Annotated in this window: 23 protein-coding genes; 14 read left to right on the forward strand and 9 right to left on the reverse strand. The window is 31.6% G+C overall.

Translation table 11 applies throughout. The annotated features are described in order from the left end of the window. Positions 1-3: 3 nt before the first annotated feature. The gene (fbp, locus tag ACMC9J_RS06155) at positions 4-1098 is read left to right on the forward strand and encodes a fructose-1,6-bisphosphate aldolase/phosphatase (protein WP_019265680.1); all 1095 of its coding nucleotides are present in this window, start codon (positions 4-6) and stop codon (positions 1096-1098) included. A 278-nt stretch (positions 1099-1376) separates the two neighbouring features. Here the strand turns inward: fbp and ACMC9J_RS06160 are convergent, their stop codons facing one another. Together ACMC9J_RS06160 and pgsA are read right to left on the reverse strand one after the other, a co-directional pair. Continuing rightward, a complete protein-coding gene (locus tag ACMC9J_RS06160) occupies positions 1377-1622 on the reverse strand; it encodes a DUF357 domain-containing protein (RefSeq protein ID WP_427003066.1) in 246 nt (81 codons plus the stop codon). Further along, on the reverse strand, positions 1619-2185 hold the full coding sequence (pgsA, locus tag ACMC9J_RS06165; protein ID WP_304159316.1) for an archaetidylinositol phosphate synthase: 567 nt from the start codon (positions 2183-2185) through the stop codon (positions 1619-1621). Before pgsA ends, ACMC9J_RS06160 begins: the two co-directional genes overlap by 4 nt. 59 nt (positions 2186-2244) lie before the next feature. Here pgsA and ACMC9J_RS06170 point away from each other — a divergent pair, with 59 nt between their 5' ends. The 5 genes from ACMC9J_RS06170 (at position 2245) to ACMC9J_RS06190 (ending at position 5964) form a co-directional block, all read left to right on the forward strand. Further along, complete coding sequence (locus ACMC9J_RS06170) at positions 2245-2826, forward strand: L-threonylcarbamoyladenylate synthase (RefSeq protein WP_019265677.1); 582 nt, start codon at positions 2245-2247, stop codon at positions 2824-2826. Between the two features lie 39 nt (positions 2827-2865). Then, positions 2866-3570: a DNA repair and recombination protein RadB gene (gene radB / locus ACMC9J_RS06175; RefSeq protein ID WP_019265676.1), complete on the forward strand. Its 705-nt coding sequence runs from the start codon at positions 2866-2868 to the stop codon at positions 3568-3570. Between the two features lie 65 nt (positions 3571-3635). Continuing rightward, positions 3636-4823 (forward strand): pyridoxal phosphate-dependent aminotransferase, encoded by a 1188-nt coding sequence (locus ACMC9J_RS06180; protein ID WP_400223058.1) that lies wholly within the window; start codon positions 3636-3638, stop codon positions 4821-4823. Positions 4824-4825: 2 nt separating this feature from the next. After that, positions 4826-5581, forward strand: coding sequence for a DUF362 domain-containing protein (locus tag ACMC9J_RS06185; RefSeq protein ID WP_427003067.1), 756 nt, complete (start codon positions 4826-4828; stop codon positions 5579-5581). 5 nt (positions 5582-5586) lie between these two features. After that, the gene (locus ACMC9J_RS06190) at positions 5587-5964 is read left to right on the forward strand and encodes a putative zinc-binding protein (RefSeq protein WP_019265673.1); all 378 of its coding nucleotides are present in this window, start codon (positions 5587-5589) and stop codon (positions 5962-5964) included. Here the strand turns inward: ACMC9J_RS06190 and ACMC9J_RS06195 are convergent. After that, positions 5961-7739 (reverse strand): ribosome biogenesis/translation initiation ATPase RLI, encoded by a 1779-nt coding sequence (locus ACMC9J_RS06195; protein ID WP_427003068.1) that lies wholly within the window; start codon positions 7737-7739, stop codon positions 5961-5963. The genes ACMC9J_RS06190 and ACMC9J_RS06195 overlap by 4 nt on opposite strands. 150 nt (positions 7740-7889) lie before the next feature. Continuing rightward, positions 7890-8252: a hypothetical protein gene (locus tag ACMC9J_RS06200; RefSeq protein WP_019265671.1), complete on the reverse strand. Its 363-nt coding sequence runs from the start codon at positions 8250-8252 to the stop codon at positions 7890-7892. A gap of 125 nt (positions 8253-8377) precedes the next feature. Between ACMC9J_RS06200 and pth2 the strand changes: the two genes are divergently transcribed. The 6 genes from pth2 (at position 8378) to ACMC9J_RS06230 (ending at position 11874) form a co-directional block, all read left to right on the forward strand. Then, positions 8378-8716, forward strand: a complete 339-nt coding sequence (gene pth2 / locus ACMC9J_RS06205) for an aminoacyl-tRNA hydrolase (RefSeq protein WP_019265670.1) — start codon at positions 8378-8380, stop codon at positions 8714-8716. Positions 8717-8783: 67 nt separating this feature from the next. Next, entirely contained in the window at positions 8784-9440 is a 657-nt protein-coding gene (locus ACMC9J_RS06210; protein WP_049780185.1) for a delta 1-pyrroline-5-carboxylate synthetase, read from the forward strand. Continuing rightward, complete coding sequence (locus ACMC9J_RS06215) at positions 9441-9602, forward strand: zinc finger domain-containing protein (protein ID WP_011954006.1); 162 nt, start codon at positions 9441-9443, stop codon at positions 9600-9602. It abuts the gene before it with no gap. A gap of 24 nt (positions 9603-9626) precedes the next feature. Beyond that, a complete protein-coding gene (locus ACMC9J_RS06220) occupies positions 9627-9896 on the forward strand; it encodes an elongation factor 1-beta (protein ID WP_427003069.1) in 270 nt (89 codons plus the stop codon). A 158-nt stretch (positions 9897-10054) separates the two neighbouring features. Continuing rightward, entirely contained in the window at positions 10055-10528 is a 474-nt protein-coding gene (locus ACMC9J_RS06225) for a MarR family winged helix-turn-helix transcriptional regulator (RefSeq protein ID WP_019265667.1), read from the forward strand. A 92-nt stretch (positions 10529-10620) separates the two neighbouring features. After that, positions 10621-11874, forward strand: coding sequence for a tripartite tricarboxylate transporter permease (locus ACMC9J_RS06230; RefSeq protein WP_427003070.1), 1254 nt, complete (start codon positions 10621-10623; stop codon positions 11872-11874). Here the strand turns inward: ACMC9J_RS06230 and ACMC9J_RS06235 are convergent. Then, positions 11871-12824, reverse strand: a complete 954-nt coding sequence (locus ACMC9J_RS06235; RefSeq protein ID WP_427003071.1) for an SAM-dependent methyltransferase — start codon at positions 12822-12824, stop codon at positions 11871-11873. The two genes, ACMC9J_RS06230 and ACMC9J_RS06235, sit on opposite strands and share 4 nt — an antisense overlap. A 112-nt stretch (positions 12825-12936) precedes the next feature. Here ACMC9J_RS06235 and ACMC9J_RS06240 point away from each other — a divergent pair, with 112 nt between their 5' ends. Continuing rightward, entirely contained in the window at positions 12937-14406 is a 1470-nt protein-coding gene (locus ACMC9J_RS06240) for a CpaF family protein (RefSeq protein ID WP_427003072.1), read from the forward strand. A gap of 4 nt (positions 14407-14410) precedes the next feature. After that, on the forward strand, positions 14411-15328 hold the full coding sequence (locus tag ACMC9J_RS06245) for a type II secretion system F family protein (protein ID WP_019267739.1): 918 nt from the start codon (positions 14411-14413) through the stop codon (positions 15326-15328). Positions 15329-15336: 8 nt separating this feature from the next. On the opposite strand, the gene ACMC9J_RS06250 is transcribed toward ACMC9J_RS06245, so the two are convergent. The 4 genes from ACMC9J_RS06250 to ACMC9J_RS06265 all read right to left on the reverse strand — a co-directional run bounded on the left by ACMC9J_RS06250 (position 15337) and on the right by ACMC9J_RS06265 (position 18757). Beyond that, on the reverse strand, positions 15337-16059 hold the full coding sequence (locus ACMC9J_RS06250; protein ID WP_427003073.1) for an ABC transporter permease: 723 nt from the start codon (positions 16057-16059) through the stop codon (positions 15337-15339). Between the two features lie 25 nt (positions 16060-16084). After that, complete coding sequence (locus tag ACMC9J_RS06255; protein WP_427003074.1) at positions 16085-16807, reverse strand: ABC transporter permease; 723 nt, start codon at positions 16805-16807, stop codon at positions 16085-16087. Between the two features lie 9 nt (positions 16808-16816). Continuing rightward, positions 16817-17761 carry an ABC transporter ATP-binding protein gene (locus tag ACMC9J_RS06260; protein WP_427003075.1) on the reverse strand — a complete coding sequence of 315 codons (945 nt, stop codon included), beginning with the start codon at positions 17759-17761 and terminating at the stop codon, positions 16817-16819. Between the two features lie 279 nt (positions 17762-18040). After that, on the reverse strand, positions 18041-18757 hold the full coding sequence (locus ACMC9J_RS06265; protein WP_019265660.1) for a DUF4012 domain-containing protein: 717 nt from the start codon (positions 18755-18757) through the stop codon (positions 18041-18043). Positions 18758-19169 lie beyond the last annotated feature (412 nt).

The raw sequence follows: 19169 nt of genomic DNA on the forward strand, positions 1-19169 counted from the left end.
TAAATGAAAACAACTGTTAGTGTAATTAAAGCTGATATTGGAAGTGTGTCTGGACATTGTGTTGCACACCCAGATTTAATGGATATTTGTGATGAAGTTTTAGCAGAAGCTTTGGATACAGGTATTTTAACTGATTATTATATCTCCCGTTGTGGAGACGACATTGACTTAATTATGACTCATAGAAATGGGGAAGAAAACGAAGAAGTTCACAAAACTGCTTACAATGCTTTTATGAAAGCTACTGAAAGAGCACGTGAATTAAAATTATATGGTGCAGGTCAGGATTTATTGTCTGATACATTTTCTGGAAATATTAAAGGTATGGGTCCTGGTGTTGCTGAAATGGAATTTAAAGAAAGGCCAAGTGACCCTGTTTTAGTATACTGCTGTGACAAAACCGAACCTGGTGCATTTAACTTACCTATTTTTAAAATGTTTGCAGATCCATTTAATACTGCAGGTCTTGTTATTGACCCAAGTTTACACGATGGATTCAAATTTGAAGTATTTGATGTAATTGAACACAGAAAAGTTATCTTAAACTGTCCTGAAGAAATGTACGATTTACTTGCATTAATTGGTTCCACTGGAAGATATGTAATTAAAAGAGTATGGAAGAAAAATGGAGAAATCGCAGCAGCTATCAGTACTGAAAGATTAAACTTAATGGCTGGTGAATATGTTGGTAAAGATGACCCTGCAGCTATTGTAAGAGCACAATCTGGTTTCCCAGCTAATGGTGAATGTGTAGAACCATTTGCATTCCCTCACATGGTAAGTGGATGGATGAGAGGTTCCCACAACGGTCCTATGATGCCTGTATCTGAACAAGATGCAAACCCAATTAGATTCGACGGACCACCTAGAGTAATTGGTTTAGGTTTCCAAGTATCAGATGCTAAATTAATCGGTCCTGTTGACTTATTTGATGACCCTGCATTTGATCCTACTAGGGAAGAATCTGCAAGAATTGCTACCTACATCAGAAGACACGGTCCATTTGAACCTCACAGATTACCTGCTGAAGAAATGGAATATACTTCATTACCTGGTGTAATGGCAAAACTCGAAGACAGATTCGAAGATATGGAATAAATTTAAGAGATTTTAATTAATCTCTGCTTTTTTTTACTTTTTTTATAGCTATTGTATTTTGCATTACATATTGTTGGGTATTGTATTTTGCATTATGTATTGTATTTTGCATTACATATTGTTGGATATTGTATTCATACTCTTGAAGTTAAATGTGTATTTCCATTTAGAACTATATGAACTTATATTCAATTAGCTACTTTAAAAATACAACCATAATATGCTTTTCAAAATAATTGTTAATTCTGTTTATTTAAATCAGTTTTGGGGAAATACTTTTAAATTAAACCATGAATCATCCGAAGGGCATCTAATAATCCGTGACTATATTCAATACATCCAAATGCTGTACGCATATCTTTTTTCTTTTCAAGATAATATTTTGAATCGTTCATATAATCAACAGCTCGGCCATAAACTTCTTTTTCCTTTCCTTCAAAGTTTATGTCTTCAACCTGTTTCAGATTGCGTTCTAATTTCTTGATGTCAATACTTATTTTTTCTGCACTTTCCAAATCATTCATTTAAGCTGCCTCCATACGTGATATATTCTTTGTCCTACTGTAATGTAAGATAATATTACTAAAATCATTATTGTGTATGTAAAGTAAATTGGGCTTGTTAAATATCCGATAATCGCTCCAATCATTAGTATTATCATACGAACTGCTCTTTCAGCTATTCCAACTTTACATTCAACTCCCTGAGACTCTGCTCTAGCTCTAACATAACTGACTGTAATAGCTGAATGTATAGCTAAGGCACCAGTAAACCAATCGCAATAGCCTCCGAAGATTATTCCGATGTAAATTATTGCATCTGCAAATCTGTCCATTGTTGAATCAAGAAATGCTCCAAATTTAGAGGTTCTGTTGTGATATCTGGCTACTGCACCATCTACAACATCTAAAAATCCGCTTAATAAAATAGCCAGTGTTCCAATAATCAGTAAATGGCTGGCAAATCCGTAAGCAGCAATTATTGCAATAAACGGGGAAATTACTGTTACGACATTCGGATTTATATTTAAATGTTTAGCTAGCGGATTTAATATTTTTGTTAAAAAAGGACGTAGACTTTCAAGCATAATTTATATATAAAGATTTTACTCATATATAATTGTTCATAAAATATTAAGGTAATCTAATGAAAATATTAAAAACTAATCAGAATGAAGTAGATAAAAAGGTTATTGATGAAGCTGTAAAGGTTTTAGCTGACGGGGGAGTTATTTTATATCCTACAGATACTGTTTACGGTTTGGGAGCTAATATTTTCAATAGAAAAGCGGTTAAAAAAGTTTATAATATTAAAAAAAGAAGCTATTTAAAACCAGTTTCTCTTTTAGTTTCTTCTAAAGATGCAATTCCTTTAGTTTCTAAGGCTTCTCTGAATCAGCTTAATTTTATAGATAAATACTTGCCGGGGCCTTATACATTTATTTTAAAAAAGTCAAAAATTGTTCCAAGACATTTAACAAGCGGGTCTGTTAATGTTGGCGTTCGTGTTCCTAAAAGTGAGATTGCATGTAGTCTGGCTAAAATTTTTCCGATAACTACTACCAGCGCTAATCTGTCAAATAAAGATACATTAGACACTCCTGAAGAAATATTAAAACAATTGGGCTGTGAAGTTGATTTGATTATTGATGTTGGTCCTTTAAAATCTGGAAATCCATCAACAATTATTGATTTGACTGGTGAGGAACCTGTTTTTGTTAAAAGGTAAGCTTAAAAATATATACTTTGTATAACCAAATAATATATTATGAAAGTCTTAGCTAATTTTGAGGATAATCATAAAATCCCAACTAATTCTGCCATTGATAATTTATTAAATGGTGGTGTGGAAAAAGGAACTATTACTCAAATATTCGGACCACCTGGATCTGGTAAAAGTAATATTGCTTTAGTATTGGCAGTTAATGTAGCTAAACAGGGTAAAAAAGTTGTTTATGTTGATACTGAAGGTGGAATTTCAATTAACAGGATTAAACAAATAGCTGGGGAAGATTTTTCCAAAATAGTTAATAATATTATTGTTTTTGAACCGACTTCATTTTTAGAGCAAAATGAAAATCTTAAAACTATTGAGCTCTGGATTAGAAAACATCATGATGATGTTGATTTATGTGTTTTGGATTCTGCTGTTGCTCTTTATCGTGTTGATGACATGAAATCTTCAAGGCTTAATAAGGAATTAGGTAAACAGATGGGGATTTTAGCTAAAATAGCTCGTAATTATGATGTTGCAGTTGTACTGACCAATCAAATTTACAGCTCTTTTGATGATGATAACAAGGATGCTGTTAAAGCAGTTGGGGGAACTATTTTGCAGTACTGGAGCAAAACCATAATTCAACTGGAGCGAAATGAAGAGTTCAATAAAAGAATAGCTACCTTAAAAAGGCATAGAAGTATTGGTGAAGGTAAACAGGTTACTTTTAAAATAGTGGAAAGAGGAATTATTTAAACATTAATTTTATAAATAACTTAAAATAAATAATTACTTTGGAATTTTATTGTTATGTGATTTTTATGAAAAATAATTTAAGCAGTCATGGGGAAGACAGTATAAAACATCCTAAAAAGAAATTTGAAAAGGTTGTAAGAGTTCCCCCTGAAGGATATGATTCTTCAAATGATTTTTTTGAAGATGTATTCATGGATAAAGATATGATTTGGATGGGTCAAAACACAAATCATTTGCATGGTGATATTATAGCTGATGCTATGGCTAGTTGCGCTAAAGCTAAAGAATACTGTAAATATCCTCCTCCAGAAGGATTTTCAGAGCTTAAGCAATTAATTTTAGATGATTTAGGTTTTGAAAATTCAGATATTTTATTAACTGCCGGAGCTACTGAATCATTATACCTTTGTATGCAGGCATTATTGGGACCGCAGGATAATGTAGTCATGTCTGATCCGGGTTATTTAATTATCGGAAACTTTGCAAACAGATTTGCAGGTGAAGTAAGGTATGTGCCTGTTTATAATGATGAATGCGGTTATAAATTAACTCCTGAACTTCTTCGTGAAAATATGGATGAAAACACCAAAATGGTAGTTTTAATCGATCCGTTAAATCCGTTAGGTTCAGGTTATACTGAAGAAGAAATAAAAGAGTTTGCTGAAATAGCTATTGAAAATGATATTTATCTTTTAGATGATGTAACCTACAAGGATTTTGCAAGAAATCATTATCTGGCTGCAAATTATGCTCCTGAACAAACATTGACTATTTACAGCTTTTCAAAAATATTTGGAATGGCTGGTGTTAGGATTGGAGCAGTTGTTTCAACTTCAGATATCATTGATGTTTTAAAAAATGCTGTTGTCAATGATTTGGGAGTTAATATAATTGCTCAGTATGGCGCAATTGCCGGTTTAAAATCCAAAAGCGAATGGGAAGATAAAATAAAATCAATCACTTTCAATAATCAAAAATTAATTAAGGAAGTTGTTGATGAGATTGATGGTGTATTTTTACCGGTTTATCCGTCTGAAGCTAATATGATGGCAATTGATTTATCTGGTGCAGGTATAAGTCCAAAAGACATGTCAAATTACTTACTTAAAAGAAAAATATTCACAAGGGAAGGAGAATACACCAGTAATTTATTTGGTGATAATTATTTACGTATAAGTTATTCCATTCCTGAGGAGCAAGTAAAAGTATTCTGTGAAGAATTCCCTAAAGCTGTTGAAGCATTAAGGAAATAATTATGTGTTTCGAAATTACGGATGAAGATTTTAGATTTAAATATCATCATCCGCTACCTGATTTTTATAAAGTTTCAAATCCTGCAAATCCCAAAACCCAAATTGATAATTCTATTTTAAAAGATTTGGAAAACTTAGCTATTGAAAATAATTGTGCAGGCATTAGCTATTCTAAATTAAGTGATGAATTTAGGGAAGAATGGAATATTGATTTTGACAATGTTATTATTTTTAAATATATGATGTCTCCTGAAATTTTGGAAATGGAACCCTCAAAACTAAAATGTAAGCTTACAGATGATGAATTTCAGGAAATCGGCCGTAAGATGTATGGGTTTGCTGATTTTTTAAGGAAAAAAGGATTTGCTGCAGAGTTGCTTAATCCGTTAGATGATGAAATCAGTTTAAGGGCAATAGCTATGCAGTCAAATGATGCGGTTATTACAAGAAGCAACATGTGTCTTTTTAAAGAGGGTTTAAATATCGGATTTTTCATGATTCACACATCAATTGAAAATTTGCCTTTCAAAAAAGAAAATGATATGTGCTGGGTTGGAGAATTTTGTAAAACCTGCGGAAAATGTATCAGAAAATGCCCTGAAAATGCATTTGATGAAAATGAGCTGGTACTGAAAAAAGTTTGCACTGCTCATAGAGAAGGATGCAGTCAGTGTATGCTGGTTTGTCCATTTTATAAAAAAGGTTATATTAAAATAAAGCAAAAATATGATAAAAGAGTAGCTAAAAAGAGAGGTTGATTATTATGAGTGATAAAATAGCATTAGTGTCATGTAGTGGATTAAGTCCCCTTGGTTTGGTAGTAAGGGCTGCTACGGTGGAATTAGCTCTGGATAATGAAAATATTGTTGCAGCATGCATAACTGAATATTCTGCACAACCAAATCAATGCAGTCCTATTCTGGAAGGTGCAAAAGTAGTATCAATAACAGGATGTACGGATGATTGTGTTTCAACTATTCTAAAAGAAAAAGACATTGATATAATGAGGAATATTGATGCTGAATCAGTTGTCAAAGAAAATGATTTGAATCCTAATGATTCAGTCAGGTTAGATGATGATGGTGAAAAAGCCGTTAAGGCTTTAAAAGATTATATCTTAAAAGAATTGGAGAATATTTAATCTGATAAGTAGTAATATTCTCCTTTTTCTTTTTGTTCACGATCAAGATAGCTGTCTAATTTGTTGACTCTTGGTCTTTTTGTTTCTTTATCTCTTCTAAATGTAATATTCAGATTTCCTAAAAATTCGTTCATGGAACTTCTTAAATCTGTTGGTTTGGATGCATGTCCTTCTAAACCCGGAGTACCGTTAAATACCATTGCCCTGTCTGATATATAATCGATAAATACAATATCGTGGTCTACAATAAGTGATGCTGCATTTCTGCTTTCCACCATCTTTCTAATGACTCTTGCAGCTATCAGTCTTTGTTCTACATCTAAAAATGCAGTAGGTTCATCGAAAAGATAAATTTCAGCATCTTTTGAAAGTGTTGCAGCTATTGCAAGTCTTTGAAGTTCTCCTCCACTTAACTTTTTAACTTCCTTTTCAAGCATATCTTCTAATTTAAAAGGATTCATAATCTCACTTTTAAAGATATTGCTTCCGAAACTTGGTGCATTCATGTATAAAAAGTCGCTGACAGTTCCTTCAAAATCAGAAACTATATATTGTGGTTTGTATGCTATTGTAACTTCTGTATCTACTTCTCCACTTGTTGGTTCTTCCACTCCAGCCAGCATTTTGGCAAATGTGGTTTTTCCGATACCGTTTGAACCGAATGCAGTTACAATTTCATCATGGAAAATTTCTCCAGCATCTGCAGTTAACTTAAACCCTCCATAATCCTTACTTAAATCGGAATAGCTGGATAATGACTCCCCTTCATCTTCGGGAGTTGGTGGTCTGATTGTAAATTCAATAGGGTTTTTTCTTATTCTTACATTTTCTTCAGCTAAAAATCCATTTATGTATGCATTAATTCCAATTCTAACACCTTTTCTACCTGATACAACACCATATCCTCCAGGTTCACCAAATAAAACATGAATATTGTCAGATAATGCATCTAAAGTAGCCAAATCGTGTTCAATAACTAAAACACTTTTACCGTCTTGGGCAAGTGAACGAATTACTTTTACTGCATTTAATCTTTGTGAAACATCCAGCCATGATGTAGGTTCATCGAAGTAATAGAAGTCTCCTTCTCTTAAAACAGTTGCAGCTATAGCTACTCTTTGGAGTTCCCCACCACTTAAGTTTTTCATTTCACGGTCTAAAACATTATGAAGATCTAATTCATCACAAACATAATCTAATTTTCCTCTTTCATCAACATTTGTAAGCAAATCACTTACTTTTCCTTTTACAACTTTGGGAAGCTGATCTACCATTTGAGGTTTTAAAATAGCTTTTATTTCTCCAGCAGCTAATTTTGTAAAGTAGTTTTGAAGAGCTGAACCTTTATAATGTTCAATTACTTTATCCCAATTATTCTGAGGGTTTTCATAATCTCCTAAGTTTGGAATTAAAGTTCCAGATAGTATGTTCATTATTGTTGACTTACCGATTCCATTTGGACCAAGCAAACCTAATACGCTGCCTTCAGTTAAACTGGGAAGTCCGAATAATTCAAATTGGTTTTGTCCGAATCTATGAATTGGTTCTCCTATAGCTTCAGGCAAGTTAATAATTGAAATAGCATCAAATGGACATCTGTTTGTACAAATACCGCATCCTTCACATAATTCTTCAGAAATTAATGGCTTGTTAGTGTTTTCATCAATGATGATAGTATCTTCATCCATTCTAACTCCTGGGCAGTAATCAATACAAACAAAATTACATTTCTTAGGTTGACATTTGTCTTTGTCTAATATAGAAATACGACTCATTTATATCTCCTTTAATTAAATAATAATAAAAATAAAAATTAATAGTATTTTTATATTAGTTTTTTTTCATTTTTAAAGGATTTGGTCATATATTATTTAAGTTTTAAATTAAAATTTTAAAAAATAGTTATGGAAGGTTAAACTTCCATTTTAAGCTTTATGATAAAAGTACACAGTTGCAAACCCTTCGTTAGGAGCTCTTCCTCTATTTATAACAGTATCATCTCCGTCCAATAATGAAATTGTGGAAGGTCCGCCTCTATATTGATTAAATGTTATACTTGCAGAATCTATCTTTCCCAGGTTGATTGTTCTGGAACCGTTTCCTTCTATAAGTGAATGATGTCCGTCAACTATAAGGTCAAGTCTCCATGTTCCGCCACTTTCAATCTTGATTTTAAAATCGCTTTTGTCATCTGTTTTTGAGGAGTCATTTTCTGAAATAAATGCAGGTATTGTAAATGCAGCTATTATACAAATCGCAATTATTATTACAATAACTTTTTTATTCATAAGTACATCTCCTTATTTAAGTAAATTTTTTTCACTTAAAATAGTAATAATCTATATAAACATTATAGGTATTATACTTTATTGAAGCTAAAATTATTTAAATAGACACATAGAAAAATGTGTGTATGAAACAGGTGATGGTTGTAAGAAGAGATTTAAAAATGGGGAAAGGAAAAATTGCAGCTCAATGCTGTCATGGTTCTATAGGTTCCTATAAAAAAACAGATTCTAAAATAATTAAAAAATGGGAAACAGATGGTTATGCTAAGGTTGTTTGTAAAGTTGATTCTTTAGAAGAATTGCTGGACCTTAAAAAAGAAGCGGATAAAAACAATGTTTCCAATTATCTGGTAGTTGATGCTGGAAGGACTCAGTTACCTACATCAACTACAACAGTTTTGGGTATTGGGCCTGATGAGGATGAAATAATGGACAAGATAACTGGGGATTTAAAACTTTTGTGAGTTTCATTTAATTTAATGATAGCTATTTTTAATTAAACACATAGTAAATTAGGTTGGGGATATCATTATCAAACAAGTTGTTAAAATTGGGGGAAGTTTATTTCCAAAAGATGCAATAACTCTGGCTAAAAAACTGGAAAATACAAATTCTTTAATTATTTTAGGTGGGGGAGAATTTGCTAATTTGATAAGAAAATATGATTCATACTATCATTTTTCTGATGAAACTAGTCATAATACTGCGATTGAATGTATGGATATTTTATCTAAATTAGTCAATGATAAGGTAAACTCTACAAAATTGGCATATACTATTGATGAAGCTGAAGAAATTTCAGATAAGGGATTTACTCCTATTTTCAGTGTTTCTGAATTTTTAGAAAAAGAAGATCCTTTTGAATGTTCATGGGATGTAACTTCAGATTCAATTGCAGCTTATGTTGCACACTCTTTAAATGCAAAGCTTTTAATAGTAACAAATGTAAATGGTATATATACCCGAGAACCTAATGAAGAAGGTTCGGAATTTATTAATGTCATTGATGCAAAAAAACTACTGACTTTTGATGAAACATCAATAGACTTAATGTTGCCTTCTCTTTTACTTAAATTCGGGGCTGATTGTTTTGTTGTAAATGGAAAGTACCCTGAACGGGTGTTATCTCTTATTGATGATAATATAGATAATTATAATTTCGATTACACACAAATAATAGGTGATTAGATGAAAGAAGTAGAATGTATTTCATGTAAACAAGAAATTCCATTAACCGGACCTTTCGTTGAATTTGAATGTCCTGTTTGTGGAGCAAAAATAGCAAGATGTGAAAAATGCCGTACTTTCGGTCATGCTTATAAATGTGAATGTGGTTTTGAAGGACCATAAATACTTATTAATGGAGGAATATTGATGGGTGAAGTTGTAGCAACTTTAAAAATCATGCCAGAAAGTCCTGATGTAGATTTAGAAGCTTTAAAAGTAGATATTCAAGCAGCTATGCCTGCTGAAGCAGAATTCCACAAAATTGAAGAAGAACCAATTGCATTTGGTTTAGTTGCATTAAACCTCATTTTCATTATTGAAGATGGTGAAGGTGGAACAGAATCTACTGAAGAAGCTATGGCACAATTAGCTGATGTAGCTAGTGTAGAAATTACTGATACTAGAAGATTAATGTAAATCTTCTTTTTAATTTACTTTTTTTTATATTTGCAAATTATTGTTGTACATAACAACATTTATATATTATTTTTCAAAAAAATTAAACCAGTTAATAATTATTGATTAGTTTCAATAGATTATATATGGTTTTTTATAAATTTTAATGGTGTTTTTCAATGTATACAACAGATGATCTTATTAGATTAAGTCCCCATATGATTTGTCATATAATAAGCCTGCATTCTTTCCATGATATTTTTATTAATCAGTATCTCAAAGAATTTGACATTAATAAAAATCAGTATTATATGCTGATGCATATCTTTTATAATGATAGTTCAACCCAGTCAGATATTGCAACAGCCTGTTTTATGGACAGGTCTGGAGTTTCAAGGGCATTTGGTGAACTTGAAGAAAAGGGAATTCTGACCAGAACTTATACTGAGGAAAATAAAAGAGCTTATAAAATTGACCTCACTGAAAAAGGAAGAGTATGGGGTAAATTTTTCCGTGATAAAGAAGCAGAATGGGAAAATGAAATTGCAAATGAAATAGAAATGTCTAGGGGAGAGCTGCTTGTAACATTAGAGAGATTAGCTTTAAAGGCATTGGAATTTGACAGACAAAATGTTGATAATTTCAAATATTAATATTCTTTTTTTGAAGCATTTTTTTAAAACTAGCTAAATATTCTCATTTGAATTAAACAAAGTATAAATTATAGTTAGTTTAATCAATAGCTATGTTAGAATTAGTATTTGCTTGTTTTATAGGAATTTCAATTGGAACTTTAACTGGAATGATTCCGGGGATTCATGTCAATACTGCCGGCGCAATACTGTTTGCATCATCTGCATTTCTTTTAGGGTTTCTATCTCCGGAATTTTTATGCGTTTTAATGGTATCAATGTCTGTAGCTCATGCATTAACTGAATTTGTACCTTCAATGCTTTTAGGAGTTCCACAGGAAGGAACTGCAACATCTGTTCTTCCCGGCCATAGAATGGTTTTGCAGGGAAGGTCAAAGGAAGTTATAAGAATAGTGGCTATTGGGGGATTTGGGGCAATTGTAATTACAATTTTGATGATGCCTGTTTTTGCAATAACCTTGCCTTTTTTACATGAGCTTACAAAGCCATACACTTGGATTATTCTGCTCTCAGCTTCAGTTTATTTAACTTATGCACTTACGAACTCAAAAAGAGACTTTGCATGGTCATTACTCCTGTTTTTACTTTCAGGAATTTTGGGATGGACTATTTTTCAGACTCCAATTTCATCAGGTGTTTCCTTGATGTGTATTTTTTCAGGATTATTTGGAATAAGTACTATTTTATTTAGTTTAAATGATAATTCAACTATTCCTCATCAGAACAATTTTTATGAGCTAAACATAGATTTAAATAAATTTAAAAGCATTTTTGCCGGAGGAATTACAGGAGCTATTTTGGGATTCCTTCCGGGTTTCGGTCCTGCTCAGGGAACTGTAATAGCTCAGGCAGCCAGCGGTACAAATGATAATTCTGAAGATGATACAGTTAATTTTTTACTGGTTACTTCAGGTTTGAATATTTCAGATTGTCTTTTTTCTTTAATGGCAATTTATATAATTGGAAATCCCAGAAGCGGCATTGCAGTTTATATGTCTTATTTAATTTCAGACATGTCCATTAACCATCTGATGATCTTTATTTTTGCATCATTGATAGCAGTTTCAATATCTTTGGTTCTATGTTTAAAATTAGGTGACTCTTTTTCAAAGTTAATGGGTGGAGTTGATTATCGTAAATTATCAGTAGCTGTGATTATTTTACAAATTGGGATTTTATACATTTTCACATTATATTATAAAGCCCCGATTTTTTATATGGTGCTGGCTTTAATTACATCAACTGCTCTTGGAATGCTGCCTCATTATATTGGAGTTGGAAAATCTCATCTGATGGGAGTTTTAATAATTCCAGCTATTGTAATTTATATGCAAATGTTTATTTAGATTATTAATACATTGTCAGCTATTTTCTCGGCTTTTTTGATAATTTCTTCAATATCTGTCTGGGGATAGCTGTCAATTACACACAAATCACATTTTTCAACTTCCAAATCTTCAAATGCTTTATTGTAAATTTCATAATTTCCGAGTATTTCATTAACTTCAAGATTAAATTTCAGATTTTCAATAGCTTCGCTGTAAATATCATTGAATATTACTTTTTCAAATCCGTATTTGAGCAAATAGATTCCAATTGATCCGTTACCGCACATTCCATCAATAGCTATTCCTTTTTTGACATTGCTGTTTTCCAGGTAATTGTGAAGCTTAATCAGCTTTTCTTCTGTTGTTGGTGCTACTTCAATATGGTGCTGGTGCTGATTTTTGTTTATAATTATTTTTTCCAGTTCTGCCTCATTTTTAATAAGTGTTCTCATAACATCTGAACGCTTATCACAGCCGGAGAGTAATTCAAAGTTTTTTATAGGGGAATCTTTGTTTATCATGCCGTTTACTTCTTGAGGATTTCCTTTTAAAACTCCTTTTACTTCATCTACTTCATTGTTTAATCTTTCGGCAACTTTTTTATTGAAATCAGGGTGGATTAAAATTACTGAATCCTTGCCTATAAACTGTGCCATCTGTGTTGAATAATAAAAGCTTGGAAGTGGAATCGGGCTGTGCCTTCTTAGTGTTGCATTTTGAGGAACTATTTCCTCTTCAATCATTATTTTTAGAATATGGCTCATTACAATGTCAATAGGCCTTTTTCCGCATTCGCATTTTTTATAATCTGAATCAAGCTTATTGAAGTCAATTAATTCATTTATTGGACTGAATTTTTTTATTGTAATGTCTTCACACTTTTCACATGGGTTTAAATCAGCTATTTTGTCAGCTATGTTTTCTTTTGTTGTAATACAGTTTTTTCCACAGAAGCAGTTTTGTGTCATATTCTTGTATATTGATGTTAGTATGTAATTATTATTTGGAAAGTAATAAAAAATTTATTAATTAGTATTACTAATGTCTAAAATAGATTTAAAATCGTTTTAGGTTGTAAATATGAACAATAATATAATTAAAAAGCAATTTGGCAGTATTGGGGGCAATTTTGATGTTGTACCACAATATAATGTTTTTAAACAAAAATACTCTTCTGAGGAAAAACTTCTTTTAAGTGAACTTCGTGAAAATTTAGTTGATTTAGCTATATCATCTGATGAATCTCTTCAGGTAAATGAAGACAAGCTATTGAATGATATTAAGAACTTTTTATTTGCAAAGTTGGCAAACAACTCTCAAAATAATGACATTTCAAATGAATATTTAGACAACTTAGCAAGAAAGCTGTTTCAGGATCTTGTAGGTTATGGTGAAATTGACCCCTTAATTCGTGATGATAATCTTGAAGAGATTATGGTAATTGGTATGAATAAGCCGGTTTTTGTTTATCATAGGGAATACGGTATGATGAAAACGAATATTCTGTTTAAAGATGCTGATGAGCTGATGAACCTGATTGATTCCATAGCCAGACAGATAAATCGTAGAATAGACCAGGAATCACCAATTTTAGATGGTCACCTGTTGGACGGTTCAAGAGTTAATGCAACAATTCCTCCAATTTCAGCAGACGGTCCGTCAATGACAATACGTAAATTTAAAAGAGATCCGTTAACTATAATTGATTTGATAAATTCAAAAACAATTTCAGTTGAACTTGCAGCATTTTTCTGGCTGTGTTTTGACGGTTTGGGAGTAAAATCAGCTAATGCAATAATATCCGGGGGAACCAGTTCAGGAAAAACCACAACATTAAATGCATTATCTTCATTTATAAATCCGAAAGAGCGGATAATTACAATTGAAGACACTCTGGAGCTTCAAATACCTCATGAACATGTCATTAGAATGGAAACCAGACCTCCAAATGTTGAAAACAAAGGTGAATTAACAATGAATGATCTGGTTAAAAACTCACTAAGACAAAGGCCAGACAGAATAATCGTTGGTGAAGTTAGAGGAAGTGAAGCAATTACACTTTTTACAGCACTAAATACAGGACATTCCGGATTTGGAACACTTCATTCAAATGATGCAAGAGAAACAATCACAAGATTAACAAATGCTCCAATGTCTGTTCCGAATATTATGATTTCAGCTATTGATTTTATAATAATGCAGAACAGAATTTATAAACCGGATGGGGTGTCATTTAGAAGAATAAGTGAAGTTGCTGAAGTGTCTGGAATAGAGGAAGGTGTAGTTCAATTAAACAAAATTTTTGAATGGGATCCTCAAAGTGATACAATTAAAAATGTGGGAATTGCCAGTAAAACATTGGCTGAAATAGCTAAAGTCAGTGGAAATTCCTTAAACAGTCTTCATGAAGAAATCAAAAACCGTGAAATTGTTTTGCAGCATATGGTTAATCAGAATATCAGTTCAATCAGAGATGTCAGTACTGTTCTGGAGATGTATTATCTGGACCCTCAAAAGGTTTTAAATAGAATTTTATTGACTGGACAGTGATAATGTGTTTGGCAATTTCTTTATAATTGTAGCTGATGTGTTTTTAGATATTTTTAACTTTTTTAAAAATTTCAATTTTAAAAATATAAAACTTCCTAAAAGAAATAAAGTAAAAAAAGAGTTAAATCCCAAATTATTTGCTAAAATTAATTTCACTGAAGTCAAAAAACAAAAAGAATCCCAGAATAAACTGTTAAATAAATCACGAAAAGTATTCTTGAAATATTTTTTAAGAAAAAAAGCAATAGCTATTGGGGTTTTAATATTTTTCATATTGTTTATAACTGCAGAATTTGAAATTGCAGGAATTTATTTAACGTTAATGGTTATGATTTATATTTTTATGCTGTATTTTCCAAAAATCAGTCAGAAACATAAATATGATGATTTGAATTTTGAATTGCCTTATGCTTTAAGGCATATGGCAACTGAACTAAAGGCAGGAAAAGGATTGCATGATACATTGCTTACTGTATCTATGGCAAATTACGGATCTCTTTCAGGGGAGTTTAAAAGAGTTTTAAAAGAAATCAAATATGGTAAATCAAGTGAAGATGCATTAATGGAAATGTCAGGCAGAGTATCATCAGAGGGTTTGTCAAGAGCAGTTCATCAGATTGTAGGAACTTTGAGAGTTGGCGGAAATTTAGCCGGCAGCTTAAATGTGATTGCTGAAGATATTTCATTTGATATGCAGATTAAACTAAAAGAATACTCTCAAAAATTAAATGGTTTTATTCTGATTTATACTTTTGTGGCTATTCTGGCTCCGGTTATAATTTTAATCATGTTAATGGCAGCATCAACAGTTGTGGGGGATATTGTATCTGGAGAAATGGTACTCATAATGTATATGTTCTTTTTCCCGTTGATTGTAGTTTTCATGGCTTTGTTCATTAAAAAAATGGAGCCAAAAATTTAAAGGGATGTTTATAGGCAAACATCCTTTTTTGTAAAGTAGATATATGAAATTGTCATTCCGATTGCAAATGTGGCCAGTATTATAGCTAGTGAAGTTGCTGTGCTGCAGGAATAGTTGGATATTTCATTTGATCCGATCAGATAAGGACTGCACCATGGAATATATGGAGTATATTTGGTTGAATAAACAAATAAGTTTATAATACTGAATATAGCACCTGTAACCATTGAAAAAACCATATTTGGCATAACCAGTGAAAGAAATACAAATGGAGAAAAGCTTAAACAGAGTAAAAACACTGAAATTAACATTTCCTTATAGCTATTTAATCCAGCAGACAGTGTAATATCTGAAATTCCGCCGAAGTATGCAGCAAGTACAGTGCCTGTAAATGTAATTGTAGTGATTATAAATGTCCATATGAAAAACATCAGATATTTTCCAAACAGCAGTTTTGTTTTAGATAGTGGAGCAGTTAATACTGTTTTTAAAGTATGTTCCGTGTATTCTCTACCAAAAAGATAAGCTATAGTGATTGTAAATATGATTATATAAAACAGTGCACATGCATAAGTGGCACAATAGTCAAGCAGACCCTGAAATGTTGCATATTCTCCTGTAAGAAGAGCAATATAGAGTAAAGCAGGAATGCTAAGTGCTCCAAGAACGGTCAGCAGGAATATTTTTGAATGTTTCAGTTTTATAAATTCTGTCTGAATAAGTGTTATCATTGTAAAAACCTCTGTTAAAGGATGTTTAAATGTAAACATCCTTTTTTGTAAAGTAGATGTATGAAATTATTGTTCCTGCCGCAGATGCTGCTAATATAATAGCTAGTGAAGTTGCTGTGCTGCAGGAATAGTTGGCTATTTCATTTGCTCCGATTAGATATGAACTGCTCCACGGAAAATAGGGAGCATACTTGGTTGAAGAAATCATGAGATTTCCAATGCTGAATGCAGCCCCTGTAACCATTGCAGCTACCATGTTCGGCACAATCAATGATAAAAACACAAATGGGGTGAAACTTAAAAATAACAAAATATTTGTAATAAATATTTCTTTACAGCATCCAATAGCTCCTGTTAGTGTTATATGGTTGACTCCACCAAGATATCCGAAGATACATGTGGATAAGAATGTAATAGCTACTAAAATCATCGTCCATATGAAAAACATCAGATATTTTCCTAAAATGAATTTTCCACGGGATATGGGAATTGTCATCATTGTTTTTAAGGTATGTTCTGTGTATTCCCTTCCAAATATGTATGAAACTACAATTGCAAAAAGAACAATATTAAACATTGATCCTGTAAACTGATTACATGCCCGAAGCATACTTTCGAATCCGTCAGCAGTTCCGCTGATTAAACTTAAATAAAGCAGGAACGGAAATGTAAGTGCTCCAAGAACAGTCAGCAGGAATATTTTTGAATGTTTAAGTTTTATAAGTTCACTTTGAATAAATGTTATCATAATAATCACCTATGAAAAACGTACATCATTGCCTATGAGTCTTGTAAAGAATTCTTCCAGGTTTTCTTCACATAATATTAATTTTGATACTTTAATCCCGGATTTGACAAACTCTTCATTAATTTCATCTCTTGAATCCAAATGACTAATTAAACGGATCAAAAGAGTATTTTCTGGAGTTTTTTTAACTGCAAAATCAATGTTTTCTCTAAATCCTGTTTGTTTAAGAATTTCTGAAGCTAGCTGAATGTCTGAAACTTCAAAATCAACATACTTATTTAATCTGTTTTCCAGTTCTTCTTTAGACAGTTCTTCAATGAGATTTCCATGGTCCATAACGCCGATAACATCAGCAATATGTTCAATTTCACTTAGGATGTGGCTGGAAATAAGAATTGTTGTTCCGTAGTCATTCGCCAATGTTTTTAAAAGGGATCTTATTTCTTTAATTCCAACGGGATCCAGTCCGTTTATAGGTTCATCTAAAATCAACAAATCAGGACTGTGCATTATAGCTGCAGCTATTCCCAATCTTTGTTTCATGCCTAAAGAAAAGTCTTTAAATTTTTTATATTTTGCATCATATAAACAGACAAGATTCAGAACTTCATCTATTGTTTTTCTGTTGTAATTGCCTCTTAATTTAGCTATTATCTTTAAATTTTCAACTGCATTGAGGTTTTCGTAAAATCCTGGAGTTTCAATTATGGATCCTGTTTTGGAGTAATTTTCTTTTTGGTGTTTTTTGTAGTCTTCTCCAAAAAGCTTAATTTCACCTGATGTTGGTTCTGACAGATTTAGAAGCATGCACATAGTTGTAGTTTTTCCAGCTCCATTTCTGCCAAGTAATCCATATATTTTCCCCCTTTCAATTTTCATATTAATTGAATTAACTGCAATATCTTTTCCAAAGCGTTTTGTTAGGTTTTTTGTTTCTATAATGTATTCTGTCATAGTATTACCTTTTTGTAATAGCAGTAGGGTCTTTGTTATTAGCTATTTTATAACTTGTAAATGTAATATATATTTTACATATATGGCAAGTAGGAAGTGATACCTGCTGTAATTTTGATTTAAAATTCAGGATTTTAAAAAATAAAATATGTAATATATACATTACATATGTAAAAATTAGTTTACATTATATATAAAGTTTTCTTATAAAAATTGAAAATATGCTATTTAATTTTGTTTAAATTTTAAAAAATAAGGATATAATGAAAGTAATTTCCATTATATTAAATTATTAATTCCTTTGGAAGCAAGTAAACCTACAAATGCTCCTTGAGGTTCCATTACAATATTTCCTTTTGAATATTGGTCTAAAGCAGCATTAATCATTTCTGCTTTTTTAATGGGGTCGCTTGCTGCGTGACCTGCAGCTTTTACAATATCCATTACTGCAGCTCCTCTAGTTTGCCCACCATTATATTGTTCTTCTCTTATTAGGTCAATACCACTTGCATTCATTTGAGTACCATTAACATCTAATGTTCCAGCACTTTTCAATATTGCATCTAATGCTTCACTGTTAACAGCTACAACAGCATCAATATTTTCACTAGTATTGTATTCTACAATTTCTTTTGCTAGTTGCATTGATTTTTTAGTGTCATTATCCCAGAAGGAATCATGAAGTAACAATTTTTCGCCAGCTCCTTGTTCTTGAGCTTCTTGTGGCTCTGAAGCATTAGGGTGAGTCATTCCATGAGGATATATTTCAGTATAATTGACAAGTTCACCATCTTGTAGTGATACAATAAATGCCATATCACAAGCACCCATTCCAGGTCTTGGTTCACTTTCATCAATTGCACATACAAGTATATTCTTTGAACCTTGAGCTAATTCGTTGTCCTGTGGTAAGAATAATGCACCGGCAATTACTGATATTAATCCAATTAGAATAACAAGTAAAATGGCGATAATCAATTTTTTTCTTCTTCTCATATTACGCCTACTTAAAATTTTATTAATATTGTAATTTATTTATCTTTTTCATTATACTTAAATGTTTATTCTGTTTTTATCATGTTTATTGTTTATATTTTTTTTAAAAAAAGCCTTTATTGTATTAGTTCTATTAAAATAATGCTATTAAATAATGGTTTTGTTTAGTTTTTGAAATATTTTAAAAAAAGTTTATAATAAAATTAAATAATTTTTATAATTTTTTATTTTTTATTTTTGCAGCATCCGAAGAAGAAATTAAATACTTTTTTAATATTCTTTTTTACTTTGCTTGTTTCTTCTTTTGGTGCTTCGCAACAACTTGGTCTTACACCCATAAGATCATCTCCATATACTTTGATTATTCTGTTTAATCTTAAAAATAAATATTTTATTTGATAGGTGAAATTAA

The sequence above is a fragment of the Methanobrevibacter intestini genome, from assembly GCF_047402955.1.
GTDB lineage: Archaea > Methanobacteriota > Methanobacteria > Methanobacteriales > Methanobacteriaceae > Methanocatella > Methanocatella intestini.

What these genes read in the sequence shown, in the direction of transcription:
- fbp (WP_019265680.1), top strand. Translation starts at nt 4, where the DNA reads ATGAAAACAACTGTTAGTGTAATTAAAGCTGATATTGGAAGTGTGTCT.
- ACMC9J_RS06160 (WP_427003066.1), bottom strand. Translation starts at nt 1,622, where the DNA reads ATGAATGATTTGGAAAGTGCAGAAAAAATAAGTATTGACATCAAGAAA.
- pgsA (WP_304159316.1), bottom strand. Translation starts at nt 2,185, where the DNA reads ATGCTTGAAAGTCTACGTCCTTTTTTAACAAAAATATTAAATCCGCTA.
- ACMC9J_RS06170 (WP_019265677.1), top strand. Translation starts at nt 2,245, where the DNA reads ATGAAAATATTAAAAACTAATCAGAATGAAGTAGATAAAAAGGTTATT.
- radB (WP_019265676.1), top strand. Translation starts at nt 2,866, where the DNA reads ATGAAAGTCTTAGCTAATTTTGAGGATAATCATAAAATCCCAACTAAT.
- ACMC9J_RS06180 (WP_400223058.1), top strand. Translation starts at nt 3,636, where the DNA reads ATGAAAAATAATTTAAGCAGTCATGGGGAAGACAGTATAAAACATCCT.
- ACMC9J_RS06185 (WP_427003067.1), top strand. Translation starts at nt 4,826, where the DNA reads ATGTGTTTCGAAATTACGGATGAAGATTTTAGATTTAAATATCATCAT.
- ACMC9J_RS06190 (WP_019265673.1), top strand. Translation starts at nt 5,587, where the DNA reads ATGAGTGATAAAATAGCATTAGTGTCATGTAGTGGATTAAGTCCCCTT.
- ACMC9J_RS06195 (WP_427003068.1), bottom strand. Translation starts at nt 7,739, where the DNA reads ATGAGTCGTATTTCTATATTAGACAAAGACAAATGTCAACCTAAGAAA.
- ACMC9J_RS06200 (WP_019265671.1), bottom strand. Translation starts at nt 8,252, where the DNA reads ATGAATAAAAAAGTTATTGTAATAATAATTGCGATTTGTATAATAGCT.
- pth2 (WP_019265670.1), top strand. Translation starts at nt 8,378, where the DNA reads ATGAAACAGGTGATGGTTGTAAGAAGAGATTTAAAAATGGGGAAAGGA.
- ACMC9J_RS06215 (WP_011954006.1), top strand. Translation starts at nt 9,441, where the DNA reads ATGAAAGAAGTAGAATGTATTTCATGTAAACAAGAAATTCCATTAACC.
- ACMC9J_RS06220 (WP_427003069.1), top strand. Translation starts at nt 9,627, where the DNA reads ATGGGTGAAGTTGTAGCAACTTTAAAAATCATGCCAGAAAGTCCTGAT.
- ACMC9J_RS06225 (WP_019265667.1), top strand. Translation starts at nt 10,055, where the DNA reads ATGTATACAACAGATGATCTTATTAGATTAAGTCCCCATATGATTTGT.
- ACMC9J_RS06230 (WP_427003070.1), top strand. Translation starts at nt 10,621, where the DNA reads ATGTTAGAATTAGTATTTGCTTGTTTTATAGGAATTTCAATTGGAACT.
- ACMC9J_RS06235 (WP_427003071.1), bottom strand. Translation starts at nt 12,824, where the DNA reads ATGACACAAAACTGCTTCTGTGGAAAAAACTGTATTACAACAAAAGAA.
- ACMC9J_RS06240 (WP_427003072.1), top strand. Translation starts at nt 12,937, where the DNA reads ATGAACAATAATATAATTAAAAAGCAATTTGGCAGTATTGGGGGCAAT.
- ACMC9J_RS06250 (WP_427003073.1), bottom strand. Translation starts at nt 16,059, where the DNA reads ATGATAACACTTATTCAGACAGAATTTATAAAACTGAAACATTCAAAA.
- ACMC9J_RS06255 (WP_427003074.1), bottom strand. Translation starts at nt 16,807, where the DNA reads ATGATAACATTTATTCAAAGTGAACTTATAAAACTTAAACATTCAAAA.
- ACMC9J_RS06260 (WP_427003075.1), bottom strand. Translation starts at nt 17,761, where the DNA reads ATGACAGAATACATTATAGAAACAAAAAACCTAACAAAACGCTTTGGA.
- ACMC9J_RS06265 (WP_019265660.1), bottom strand. Translation starts at nt 18,757, where the DNA reads ATGAGAAGAAGAAAAAAATTGATTATCGCCATTTTACTTGTTATTCTA.